Annotated in this window: 13 protein-coding genes; 8 read left to right on the top strand and 5 right to left on the bottom strand. The window is 62.7% G+C overall.

Going from position 1 to position 12,257, the window contains the following annotated elements; all coding sequences use genetic code 11:
- The first annotated feature begins 5 nt into the window (after nt 1-5).
- From fliG to ACP7AL_RS14060, 4 genes are all read left to right on the top strand, one after another.
- Nucleotides 6-1,106, top strand: a complete 1,101-nt coding sequence (gene fliG, locus ACP7AL_RS14045; RefSeq protein ID WP_006018891.1) for a flagellar motor switch protein FliG — start codon at nt 6-8, stop codon at nt 1,104-1,106.
- On the top strand, nt 1,106-1,753 hold the full coding sequence (locus ACP7AL_RS14050; protein ID WP_006018890.1) for a FliH/SctL family protein: 648 nt from the start codon (nt 1,106-1,108) through the stop codon (nt 1,751-1,753). The genes fliG and ACP7AL_RS14050 overlap by 1 nt, the downstream gene beginning before the upstream one ends.
- On the top strand, nt 1,750-2,103 hold the full coding sequence (gene fliN / locus ACP7AL_RS14055; RefSeq protein WP_425992210.1) for a flagellar motor switch protein FliN: 354 nt from the start codon (nt 1,750-1,752) through the stop codon (nt 2,101-2,103). Before ACP7AL_RS14050 ends, fliN begins: the two co-directional genes overlap by 4 nt.
- A gap of 68 nt (nt 2,104-2,171) precedes the next feature.
- Nucleotides 2,172-3,548 (top strand): sigma-54 interaction domain-containing protein, encoded by a 1,377-nt coding sequence (locus tag ACP7AL_RS14060; RefSeq protein ID WP_024919478.1) that lies wholly within the window; start codon nt 2,172-2,174, stop codon nt 3,546-3,548.
- Nucleotides 3,549-3,715: 167 nt separating this feature from the next.
- Here the strand turns inward: ACP7AL_RS14060 and ACP7AL_RS14065 are convergent, their stop codons facing one another.
- From ACP7AL_RS14065 to ACP7AL_RS14080, 4 genes are all read right to left on the bottom strand, one after another.
- Complete coding sequence (locus ACP7AL_RS14065) at nt 3,716-4,267, bottom strand: SRPBCC family protein (protein WP_425992212.1); 552 nt, start codon at nt 4,265-4,267, stop codon at nt 3,716-3,718.
- A gap of 5 nt (nt 4,268-4,272) precedes the next feature.
- A complete protein-coding gene (locus ACP7AL_RS14070; RefSeq protein WP_425992214.1) occupies nt 4,273-5,514 on the bottom strand; it encodes a PLP-dependent aminotransferase family protein in 1,242 nt (413 codons plus the stop codon).
- Between the two features lie 119 nt (nt 5,515-5,633).
- Nucleotides 5,634-5,795 (bottom strand): hypothetical protein, encoded by a 162-nt coding sequence (locus ACP7AL_RS14075; protein WP_006018885.1) that lies wholly within the window; start codon nt 5,793-5,795, stop codon nt 5,634-5,636.
- 17 nt (nt 5,796-5,812) lie between these two features.
- A complete protein-coding gene (locus ACP7AL_RS14080) occupies nt 5,813-6,205 on the bottom strand; it encodes a DUF4345 domain-containing protein (RefSeq protein WP_425992216.1) in 393 nt (130 codons plus the stop codon).
- A 194-nt stretch (nt 6,206-6,399) separates the two neighbouring features.
- Here ACP7AL_RS14080 and ACP7AL_RS14085 point away from each other — a divergent pair, with 194 nt between their 5' ends.
- The 4 genes from ACP7AL_RS14085 to ACP7AL_RS14100 all read left to right on the top strand — a co-directional run bounded on the left by ACP7AL_RS14085 (nt 6,400) and on the right by ACP7AL_RS14100 (nt 11,401).
- Nucleotides 6,400-7,509, top strand: coding sequence for an ATP-dependent DNA helicase (locus ACP7AL_RS14085; protein ID WP_006018883.1), 1,110 nt, complete (start codon nt 6,400-6,402; stop codon nt 7,507-7,509).
- Nucleotides 7,510-7,652: 143 nt separating this feature from the next.
- A complete protein-coding gene (locus ACP7AL_RS14090) occupies nt 7,653-9,338 on the top strand; it encodes a hypothetical protein (RefSeq protein WP_425992219.1) in 1,686 nt (561 codons plus the stop codon).
- Between the two features lie 177 nt (nt 9,339-9,515).
- On the top strand, nt 9,516-9,926 hold the full coding sequence (locus tag ACP7AL_RS14095; protein WP_425992221.1) for a BA14K family protein: 411 nt from the start codon (nt 9,516-9,518) through the stop codon (nt 9,924-9,926).
- A gap of 146 nt (nt 9,927-10,072) precedes the next feature.
- Nucleotides 10,073-11,401 carry a serine hydrolase domain-containing protein gene (locus ACP7AL_RS14100; RefSeq protein WP_425992223.1) on the top strand — a complete coding sequence of 443 codons (1,329 nt, stop codon included), beginning with the start codon at nt 10,073-10,075 and terminating at the stop codon, nt 11,399-11,401.
- Nucleotides 11,402-11,619: 218 nt separating this feature from the next.
- On the opposite strand, the gene ACP7AL_RS14105 is transcribed toward ACP7AL_RS14100, so the two are convergent.
- Nucleotides 11,620-11,823 (bottom strand): hypothetical protein, encoded by a 204-nt coding sequence (locus ACP7AL_RS14105; RefSeq protein ID WP_006018879.1) that lies wholly within the window; start codon nt 11,821-11,823, stop codon nt 11,620-11,622.
- Nucleotides 11,824-12,257: the final 434 nt, after the last annotated feature.

A 12,257-nucleotide genomic window follows, 5' to 3' on the forward strand; every position in this document is an offset into this window, starting at 1 on the left:
CCGACATGGCAAACGCACCCGCGCTCACCAACAACAACGCCCAGAACACCAGCGACATCGCCGGTGTCGTCGCCACCCTGGCCAGCCGCCAGAACGGCCGCGCCAAGACCAAGCCCATGTCGGGACCGAAGCGCGCCGCCATCATGATGCTGGCGCTCGGCGAACAGTACGGCGGCAAGATCTGGTCGATGCTGGACGACGACGAGGTCCGCGAGCTGTCGCTGGTGATGTCTTCGCTCGGCACCGTCGAAGCGGATGTCGTCGAAGACCTGATGCTGGAATTCGTCTCCCGGATGTCGGCATCCGGCGCTCTGATGGGCAACTTCGACGCCACCGAGCGGCTGTTGCAGCAATACCTGCCCTCGGACCGGGTCCACGGCATCATGGACGAGATCCGCGGCCCGGCCGGCCGCAACATGTGGGAGAAGCTCTCCAACGTGCAGGAAGAGGTTCTCGCCAACTACCTCAAGAACGAATACCCGCAGACCATCGCCGTCGTGCTGTCGAAGCTGAAGCCCGAACACGCCGCGCGTGTGCTGGCGATCCTGCCCGAGGACATGGCGCTCGACGTCGTCAACCGCATGCTGAAGATGGAAGCGGTGCAGAAGGAAGTCATCGAACGCGTCGAACAGACCCTGCGCGTCGAATTCATGTCGAACCTGTCGCAAACCCGCCGCCGCGACGCCCATGAGGTGATGGCGGAAATCTTCAACAATTTCGACCGCCAGACCGAAACCCGCTTCATCACCTCGCTCGAAGAAGACAACCGCGAAGCGGCCGAGCGCATCAAGGCGCTGATGTTCACCTTCGACGACCTGGTCAAGCTCGACGCCGGATCGGCCCAGACGCTGATGCGCCATGTCGACAAGGACAAGCTGGGCATCGCGCTCAAGGGCGCCAACGAGACCGTGCGCGACTTCTTCATGGGCAACATGTCGAGCCGCGCCGCCAAGATGCTGCTGGACGACATGGCCGCGGCAGGCCCCGTTCGCCTGCGCGACGTCGACGAGGCGCAGGCACTGCTGGTCAACCTTGCCAAGGATCTCGCGGCCAAGGGCGAAATCATGCTGCAGAAGAATCGTGCTGACGACGAGCTGGTGTACTGATGGGCGCACCCGCAAAATTCCTGTTCGATCTCGACTTCGCCGCACCGGACGTCGCGAAGGAACGCGCGGCCACCGCCGCCGAAGTCGCCCAGCAACTGGCCGACGCGGAAGCACGCGCCTATCGCGCCGGTTATGAGGCTGCGCGGCATGAAGCCAAGGCGGAAAGCGACCGGCGCGCGGCGCTGGCGCTGGAGGAAATCGGAATTTCGATCAGGGCCATCGCCGGCCGGTTCTCGACCATTGAGGAGCGGATGGAGACCGAAGCCGTCGATGTCGCGCTCTCGGTCGCCCGCAAGCTGTGCGCGGAGATGATCGCCGCCGAACCGCTCACCGAAGTCATGGCGCTGGTCAGCGACTGCTTCCGGCATCTGACCTCGACCCCGCACATCGTGGTGCGGATCAACGACGCGCTCTACGACGCCGCCCGTGTGCAGATCGAACAACTGGCGAAGCGCAATGGCTTCGAAGGAAAGCTCGTGATCCTGGCCGAGCCGGACATCGCCAGCGGCGACTGCAAGATCGAATGGGCCGACGGCGGCGTGACGCTGGATCGCGCCACCATCGATGCGAAGATCAATGAACTCGTGGGGCGCTATCTCGCGTCCCGCAATCAGGCCGTGCTTCCCGGCCACGAGGACCGACCATGAGCGACACAGACAGCACCGTCCCGCTTCCCGATCTCAACGCCGCCGATACGCCGGTCGCCGACGATCCGAACTATTACGATGACGACGATCATGCCGGGCGAATTGCCGCCGATCTCGAGGCGGTGTTCGACGTTCCGGTTCAGGTGTCCGCCGTGCTCGGCCGCTCCAAGATGGACGTCGCCGATCTGTTGCGGCTCGGCCCCGGCACCGTGCTCGAACTCGACCGCCGCGTCGGCGAATCCATCGATATCTACGTCAACAACCGGCTGGTCGCGCGCGGCGAAGTCGTTCTCGTCGAAGACAAGCTCGGCGTCACCATGACTGAAATCATCAAGGCGGAACGCGCCTGATCCATTTGAGCAAACCGAGGCCGAAAATGGCCCGGACCACTCGCAGGACTTAATAACAGGAGACCACCATGCGGCTTCTTATCGTTGGCACACTGAAGGGCCAGCTTACCACCGCCACCAAGATCGCCATGGACAATGGCGCGACGGTGACCCACGCCGAAGACAGTGAACAGGCGATGCGTGTGGTGCGCGGCGGCAAGGGCGCCGACCTGCTGCTGGTCGATGTCGCCCTCGACATCCGCGATCTCGTGATCCGCCTGGAGGCCGAACATATCCATGTTCCGATCGTCGCCTGCGGCATCACCACCGATGCGCGCGCCGCGGTCGCCGCCATCCATGCCGGTGCGAAAGAATACATCCCGCTGCCGCCCGATCCGGAACTGATCGCGGCGGTGCTGGCCGCGGTCGCCAACGACTCGCGCGATCTCATCTACCGTGACGACGCCATGGCTCGCGTGGTGAAGCTGGCGCAGCAGATCGCAGGCTCCGACGCTTCGGTGATGATCACCGGGGAATCCGGCACCGGCAAGGAGGTGCTGGCGCGCTATGTCCACACCCGCTCCAACCGCGCCCGGAAGCCGTTCATCTCGATCAACTGCGCCGCGATCCCGGAACACCTTCTGGAGTCCGAACTGTTCGGCCACGAGAAGGGCTCGTTCACCGGAGCGATCGCGCGGCGCATCGGCAAGTTCGAAGAAGCCACCGGCGGCACGCTGCTGCTGGACGAAGTCTCGGAAATGGACGTCCGCCTGCAGTCGAAGCTGCTGCGCGCGATTCAGGAGCGCGTCATCGACCGCGTCGGCGGCACTCGCCCGGTGCCGGTGGACATTCGCATCATCGCAACCTCGAACCGCAATCTCGCCGACGCCGTCAAGGAAGGCAAATTCCGCGAGGACCTGCTGTTCCGTCTCAACGTCGTGAACCTGAAAATTCCGGCGCTGCGTGACCGCCCCGCCGATATTCTCGAACTGGCGCAACATTTCGCCAAGAAATATGCCGACGCCAATGGCGTGCCGCTGCGGCCGATTTCGGCGGAAGCGCGCCGCGTGCTGACCACCAACCGCTGGCAGGGCAACGTCCGCGAGCTGGAGAACACCATGCACCGCGCGGTGCTGATGGCGAGCGGCGACGAGATCGGGCCAGACGCCATTCTCTCGCCGGACGGCGATCGCCTCGACACGGCGAAGACGCCGCCCGCCGTGGCGCATGCGACCTTCGCCGCCGAGCAGGTCACCCGCGCGCTGGTCGGACGCACCGTGGCCGACGTCGAGCGCGACCTGATCCTTGAAACGCTGAAGCATTGCCTCGGCAACCGCACCCATGCCGCGAACATTCTCGGCATCTCGATCCGCACCCTGCGCAACAAGCTCAACGAATACGCCGACGACGGCCAGCCGATCCCGCCGCCGGGCTCCGGCGAACTGCGCGGTGTCGCAGCGGCGTGAATAATCGAAGGATGTCATGCGCGGGCTTGACCCGCGCATCCATCATTCTTCAAAAAAAATACGTTCATAAAGATGGATGGCCGGGTCAAGCCCGGCCATGACGATTCTAAAATGAACCCCGCTTTCGCGGAGACGACGCGGAGGGAAAGCCATTTTGCAGGCGCGGATTAATTCTGCGCCGGCTTTTTCGCGGTCGCTTCCGCGATCCGCTTGATGCCCGCGAGTCCCTTCGCCATCTCGCCGCCCAGCACCTTGTCCATGCTGACAAAGAGACAGATCGCCTTGCCGATAAAATCGTTCTGGCCGGACATGTTCCACGTCAAAGAAGTACCCTCGCCTTCCCCCTTCAATGTGAAGTCGGAATAACTGGATCCCACGAACGGCTTCACAAAATCGGTTCTGATTTTCACGAGCGCGCCTGGCCGGCTTTCCACCAGCGTCATGCGTCCCTCGCCGACCTCGTTGTTGCCCGACCAGGCGAACACCGCACCCTTGCCGCTGGCGGGACCGTCGAACGAGACCTTTGCCTTTGGATCGCGCTCCGCCCAGGGCGACCACGCCTGCCAGCGATGGAAATCGTCGATCTGCGCGAAGACATCCTGCGGCGGTGCGGCGATCGTGGTCGTCCGCGCAATCTGGTAGTCCGACGGCTGCAGCAGGATCAGCGCGAGAAACGATCCGATCATGGCAATCAGACCGATCAGAATCTTTTGCATCATGAGAGTTAACTCGTCCGTTCCACATTCGCGCTGCGGCTGGGCACGCCGAATTCCCTGCGGCACACCTCGGCCAGAGCCGCAACGCCGTCGCGGATCTCCTGCACCGACGGACTGGCGAAACACAGCCGCAACCGGCTCTTGCTGTATCCCGCGTTGACCGACCATTCCGTACCCGGATTGATCGCAATGCCCGACGCCAGCGCCGCCTGATAGAGCTTCATCGTATCGACGTTATCGGGCAGCTTGACCCAGAGAAAGATTCCGCCCGGCGGATCGTCGAATTCGGCGGCGGTGCCGAACTGCTCGGCCAGCGCCTCCATCATCGCTTCCAGCTTCACGCGCAGGCCCCGCGCCAGCTTCGGCACGTGATCGCTGAAATGCGCTGTGCAGAATTCCGCGAGCACCATCTGCTCAAGCGCGCCGGAGCCCGCATCGGTCTTGATCGGCAGAATGCGCGATAGCACCGCCCAGGGCGCCACGATGTAACCGACACGCAACGCCGGCGCGACCGACTTGGAGAACGAGCCGATATGGATGACGCCGCCGGTCCTGCTCATGGCGTAGAGCGCGGGCGGACGCTTGCCGCTCCAGATCAGATCGGCGTAGCAATCGTCCTCGAAAATCGGCACGCCGTACTCTTCGGACAGTTTCAGCAGTTCGGCGCGCCGCTGCTCGCTCATGATGGTCCCGGTCGGATTCTGCACCGTCGGAATAGTGTAGATGTATTTCGGCCGAATGCCTTTCGCCTTCAAATCCGCAAGCGCCATGGCGACGGCATCGATCCGCATGCCGTCATCATCAAGCGGAATGCCGACGATATTGACGCCGCGCCGCACCAGCCGCGTGATCGATCCCTGATAGCACTCCTGCTCGATCAGCACGGTATCGCCCGGCGATGTGAGAAGCGCATTGACCAGATCGAGGCCCTGCAGCGAGCCCGACGTGATCAGGATTTCATCGGCGGTGCAGGTAATGCCCGCATCGCGCCTGAGCTTGCCGACAAGGAATTCACGCAAGGGCCGATAGCCGAGCGGTCCGCTGTTGAGCCCATAGGTCGCAAGTGTCGCACCTTCCCGCGTCAGCACCGCGGTCGATGCCGCCAGCAGCCGGTCGACCGGCACCTGATCGGCGTCATTGTTGCCACCGACGAAATTGTACTTCGGGAAGCCGTTCCATTTCGCAGCCGCAGGCGGCAATCCGCTGGCCAGCAGCGGCGTGAAGTCGAACGAATTTTCAGCAGAACTCATGGCGGCGTCTCCCCGTTTATTGTTGTTTCGGGGACACCCCCATCGCCAGCTAGGCGCAGCGTGGCGTTAACTTACAGATATGGACTGTCGGGGCGCAACCGGCATCGCGCCGCAGCGCTTCAGGCGCGGGACGGCCGGTTGGAGCGCTCGTAGATCACCGGCGGCGCGGGATCGTCACCTGCGGTGGATCGGAGATAGAAATTGTAGGCGAACAGGCCGAACACCACCGCAACAAATGCGACAACAAGTCCGATAAACACGCGCTTGAAGATTCTCGCCATGTGCGTTTCTGTGCCTGTCAGTGCGCACCCGGTGCGGCGCGTCTGGCGACATGCCGTTGCAGCAGCCACAGCAGCGGCGCGTAAATCAACGACATGAACAGGCCGAACATTGCGCCGACGCTCGGAACGCCGTGCAGCAGCACCGCATACAGTTCCGCCAGACCGCCGAGCATGATCATGAAGGTCAGAATTCCGAACCGCTCGCGATACCGCTCGACATGCGGGATCGAGGCCAGAAGCACGAAACCCATTCCGGCCATCATTCCCGAGAGAAGCCGGAAGTAATTATCGACCGTGATGGTGCCGACGCCATGCAGAAACTGAACACCGAGAGCCACCCCGCACAGTCCAAGACCAAGCAGCACCAGCGCGCTGAAAGCGGTGGCAATCTGAAGAAAAAGCCGTTCCATGGCGCACCGGTCGATTTGGGATCTTCAGGCCGAACCATATATGAGAAGCGGCGGCGATGGCGACGGATGTTTCGTCACGAAACGCCGCATAATTTGTCATCATAAGGGCCGCGAGTCAGGTATGCACATCTGCCCCGCCAGCGGCGCCTTATCCGCTTGCGGTTCGTCTTATTTGAAGTATCCAGCACATCACGATGACCTCCTTCACGCCGCATCAGGATCAGGCGCTTCGCGCCGTCGCCGACTGGCTCAAGGCCAAGCCGGGCAAGAACGGCACGCCGCCGGTGTTCCGGCTGTTCGGCTATGCCGGCACCGGCAAGACTACCCTGGCGCGGCATATTGCGGAGGGCGTCAACGGCAACGTGAAATACGCGGCCTTCACCGGCAAGGCCGCGCTGGTGATGCGCAACAAGGGTTGCGACAATGCCTCCACCATTCATTCGCTGATCTACCGCACCCGCGAATCCGGCGAGGAGCAGCCGAGCTTTGAATTGTGGGACGATGCGCCCGCCTCCAAGGCCAAGCTGATCGTGATCGACGAATGCTCGATGGTCGACGCGGAACTCGGCCGCGACCTGATGTCGTTCGATTGCCCCTTGCTGGTGCTGGGCGATCCGGCGCAGTTGCCGCCGATCCAGGGCGGCGGCTTTTTCACCGATGCCGAGCCGGATGCGATGCTCACCGAAGTGCACCGTCAGGCGCAGGACGATCCGATCGTGCGGATGTCGATGGCGGTGCGCGAGGGCCGCAGTCTCGATCTCGGCACCTTCGGCGAAAGCGAGGTCGTGCGGCGCGACGCGCTCGATCCGGACCGCGTCATGGGCGCTGATCAGGTTCTGGTCGGCCGCAACAACACGCGGCGCGCGTACAACATGCGCGTTCGGCAGAAGCAGGGCATCGAGGATCCGTTGCCGGTGGCCGACGACAAGCTGGTCTGCCTGCGCAACAACCGCAAGAAGGCACTGTTCAACGGCGGACTTTGGCGCGTGAAATCGCGCACACCGTCGAAGTCGAAGATTCTCACCATGCGGCTGTCGCCGGACGAGGAATTCGGCGCGAAGGTCACGAAGGTCTCCGTGCGGCAGGACTGCTTCAGCGGCGGGATCGAGGATATCCCGTGGGAACAGCGCCGGCCCTATGACGAGTTCGACTACGGCTATGTGCTGACCGTGCACAAATCCCAGGGCTCGCAGTGGAACGACGTCGTGCTGTTCGACGAAAGCTTCGCCTTCCAGGACAGCCGCGCGCGCTGGCTCTACACCGGCATCACCCGCGCCGCGAAACGGTTAACGGTGGTTGTCTGATACTTTTTTCCGATGCTCCATCTCGCATCGCAAAATGCAATTTTCTTGAGCGATCCTATCATTAGCACCTATGGTCAACCCAAGCTGGCCACAGACGCCGGCATCGTCATGGGGCATGGCGAAGGGGCTGAGGACGCAGGGGGATGACCGATTCCGTAAGTGGCGGGCTGGATATTTCCGGCCGCAATCTCGCCGGCGCCGGCCTTGGCGAGCGGCTGAAGCGTTATGCGCTCTGGATCAGCCGCCGCAATGTCTTCGATCTCGCCTCCTGCACGGCACTGACAGCCCTTGTCGTCCTCGCGATCTGGACCTTCCAGGATTACGCGATCTCCAACGACGAAGGCGTGCAGCATCGGTACGGCGAGCTGATCATCGCCTATTACAAGAGCGGCTTCACCGACCAGTCGCTGTTCAAGCTCGACAATCTTTATCTCTACGGCGGATTGTTCGATCTCCTGGGGCTTGGCTTAAGCGCCATCATCCCGGTCGATCAGTATGAACTGCGCCATCTGCTGTGTGCGCTGATCGGCATTGGCGGGATCGCCGCCGCGGGCGCCACCACACGGCTGATCGCCGGGCCGCGCGCCGCCTTCTTCGCCATTATTGCGCTTGCGCTGTGCGGCTCATGGTATGGCGCGATGTACAACCACACCAAAGGCATCCCGCTCGCCTCCTTCATGGCCGGCGCGATGTTCTTCCTGATCCGCGCCAGCCGCGACCTGCCGACGCCGCGTATGCGCGACGTGATCGGCTTCGGCATCATGACCGGCGCTGCGCTCGGCATCAGATCGCTCAGCCTGCTGATGGTGGGATATCTCGGCCTTACGATCCTGATCAATCTGCCGCGCCCTGTGATCGGTCACTGGCAGGAGCGCACACGGTTCGCATTGCGCTCGCTGCTCTGGTTCATGCCTGCGCTGGTGATCGCCTATCTCATCATGATCGCGACATGGCCGTGGGCGGCGCTCTCACCGCTCAATCCGGTCCGCGGGCTGATGTCGTTCGGCGAATTTCACTATCACATCCGCACCATCCTGTTCGGCCAGGTCTACGAGATGGCCGATGTGCCGCGCGCCTACGTGCCGACCTACATCGCCATCCGGCTGCCGCTGCTGACGCTCGGCGGCATGCTTCTTACGCTCGAACTGCTGGCGTTGCCGGTGCGGGCCGGCGGTTTCCCAGGCCGCCGGCGCCGTGAGATCGGCATCGTCGCTTTCACGGCGTTTTTCCCTGTGGCCTGCCAGGTCGTGGTGGAAGGACCGGCATTCGACGGCTGCCGGCACTTCCTGTTTGTGTTTCCCGCCATCGCCATCCTCGCAGGCATCGGCCTGAGCACATCCATCGGCGCGCTCGCGCGTCTGCATCGCAATGTCCTGATCGTGTGGCTGGCGATCGTTGCGACCTGTTTCACGTGGACCGCGGGCAAGCTGTATCATCTGCACCCGTACGAGTATCTCTATTACAACCAGCTCGTCGGCGGGCTGGAAGGCGCGTCGCGCCGCTTCGTCACCGACTACTGGGTCAACAGCATGCCGGAAGCCGTCGAAGAGCTTCACGACTTCCTCGACCGCACCGAGCCCGCGACCGCGCAGACCAAAACCTACCGCGTCGCCGTGTGCGGCGAGCGCGTCTCCTATGAGGAGTATGCGCGGCCGAACCTGCAATGGATCAAGATGAGCGATTGGCGTCTTGCCGATTTCTACATCGCGCCGACGCACATGAACTGCGATCGCATTCTCGCAGGAAAAGTCATCGCCAGGGTCGAGCGCATGGGCGTTACGATCGGTGTCGTGAAGGATCGCCGCCGCATTCGCGAACCCGAAGAATGACCCGTTCGGAGAGAGGGCACACGGACTTGTGTCCGGCCCTCGCCATCGAGGTGCGATGATACGGAACCTTTTGGACCACAAAGGGTTACCATCACCCACCCCAGAGACAGTCGCGCCTCGCGACGTCGCATTTTCAAACCTCCACCTCACCCCCTTACGCGCATTGAAGGAAAATACATGCGAACAACAAAACTTCTCGCAGCCGCACTTCTTGCCGGTTCGGCAGCCCTCGCCGTCGCGCAGCCCGCAGCCGCGGCACCGCTGATGAACAACACGATGCTGTCCGGCGCGGCCTCAGGCAACGTTGAGAACGTTCAGTACTATCCGGTTCGCCGTGGCTACGGCCCGCGTTACGGCTACGGTCCCCGTTATGGCTATCGCGGCGGCTACTATCGGCGTGGCTACGGCGGCACGGCGGCAGGCGTCGGCATCGGCCTCGCCGCGGGTGCGATCATCGGCGGCGCCATTGCGTCGTCGCAGGCGCAGGCCCAGCAGAATGCGGCCTACTGCTCGCAACGCTATCGCTCCTACGATCCCGCATCGGGCACGTATCTCAACAACGACGGCAACCGCTATCCCTGCCCGTAAGTTTTTCGCCCTGAGCGATCACGACCAACCGCGAGACATTCGTCTCGCGGTTTTTTTGTTGCATAAACTACTGCAATAGATGTGGTTTGCGATGAGGTGCTCGGTTAGGCTTCGCCGCCAACAAGAATAACTGCCGGGGAAATGCCATGACCATCCGCACGCACGCCGCACGATATGCCGCCGCCCTCCTCGCGCTCACGGGAGCAGGCACGCTGTCTTCGACGGCCCTGAATGCGCAAACCGCCCAGCCGCTTCCGACGGCGGCGCAGACCGATCCGAAGACGCTCGGCCTGATGCAGGGCTTTCCGCCCCCGCCGGACAAGACCATCCGCTTTATCGATGGGTCGTCGTCACGTTTCCCGAACACGCGCTGGTCGTTCAGCCATTTCCGCGAACTGGTGCCGACCGCGACAGTGTCGCGCGGCGAAGGACCCCTCGTGCCGCTGCCGCGCGCCGAAAAGGATCTCGGCGCCGTCGCCATCACAACGATGGACGGCAAGGCCATCACCTTCAACGACGCAATGCAGTTGACCTATACCGACGGCATCGTCGTGCTGCACAAGGGCAAGATCGTCTGTGAAAAGTATTTCGGGGAAGGCAGCCCGCAACTTCCGCACATCGCGTTCTCGGTGACGAAGTCGTTCGTCGGCACGCTGGCGGCGGTGCTCGCGGCCAACGGCAAGCTCGACCCCGCAGCCCCCGTCCCGAAGTATGTGCCCGAACTGAAGGACACGGCCTATGGCGACGCCACCGTGCGCCAGGTGATGGACATGACCATCGGCGTGAAGTTCTCGGAGAACTATTCCGATCCGAACGCCGAGGTGTTCGACTATGCCCGCGCCGGCGGCATGATGCCGATCGCGCCCGGTTATCAGGGGCCGCGCAGTTTCTACGACTTCCTCGTCAAGCTGAACAAGGAAGGCGAGCACGGACAGGCCTTCGCTTACAAGACGGCGAACGCCGAAGTGCTGGCCTGGATCGTCAAGCGCGCCTCAGGCCAGTCTCTGGCGGCGCTGCTGTCATCGGAAATCTGGTCGAAGCTCGGCGCCGAGCAGGACGGCTACTTCATGGTCGACAGCGTCGGCACCGAATCCGGCGGTGGCGGCTACAACACCGCGCTGCGCGACCTCGCGCGTTTCGGCGAAATGATGCGCAACAAGGGCAAGTTCAACGGACAGCAGGTCATTCCTGAAGCCGCCGTCGCCGATGTGACACAGGGCGGCAAGAAGGAGGACTTCGCCAAGGCCGGTTACACGCTGCTGAAGGGCTGGTCCTATCGCGACATGTGGTGGATCACCCACAACGAGCACAACGCCTACACGGCGCGCGGCATCTATGGCCAGAGCATCTATGTCGATCCGACCGCGGAGATGGTGATCGCCCGCTACGCCTCGCATCCGATGGCGGCCAACGCCGCCAACGATCCGGTCTCGCTGCCGATGTACATGGCGCTGGCGAAAGAGCTGATGAAGTAGGCGTCTGTCCTTAAGATAGCCAGTCGCGCAATTCTGCACGCGTCTTGATGCAACAACAGTGTCGTCCCCGCGAAAGCGGGGACCCATAACCATCAAATGCCGAGATGATCGTTCAGGCATCTCTCGCAAAATGGAAAGCTCCGTGATGATGGATCCCCGCTTTCGCGGGGATGACATCATAATCTTGGATAGCTCCCTCGTTGTCTGCCGGAGCCTTACTAAGCCACTTCCCTACGCGGCATCGCGCTCACGGCATGCGCCTCGACCGCATCCAGCACCTGCCGTAACTCCTCCTCCAGATATTCATTGGCGATGATCAGCGCCTTGAGCGCGCCGCGCAGATCGCCGCCGCAGGTCGCGATCGCACTGTCGACGGCCCGGTCGTAACGGTCGATGTCCTGCTGGGTGGCCGGTGTGAACATGATGGCTCTCCGATGCTGGCAAAGATTCCGCCACACCGGACACAGCGCCCGGCGAGTCGCGGTCTGATTTTTTGTTCCCTATTTGTTCTTTTGGCGATCGTGATGTCAAGAGCCGGTCCGGTTTACACACCGCTTGATGGCCGCCGTCCCGTTGCCGCACACCCGTCATTCCGGGGCGCGCGTCTTCGCGCGAGTATCTCACCGTCATTCCGGGATGCGCCACTTGGCGCAGGCCCGGAATCCATGATTGCGACGATCTCCGAAATGGCCATGGATTCCGGGTTCGCGCGAAGCCGCGCGCCCCGGAATGACGGCGGAAAGTATTGCAGGCGCGCGGCTCGAAACATTTCGTGATGGGGATACGCGTCCCCGTGCTCTGAAGCGCGCTTAAGTTCGCCATGTCCTGTTCGTGAGGGGCGCTTTCTAGAGGCGTC

It is taken from the genome of Afipia sp. DC4300-2b1 (assembly GCF_049895725.1).
GTDB lineage: Bacteria > Pseudomonadota > Alphaproteobacteria > Rhizobiales > Xanthobacteraceae > Afipia > Afipia broomeae.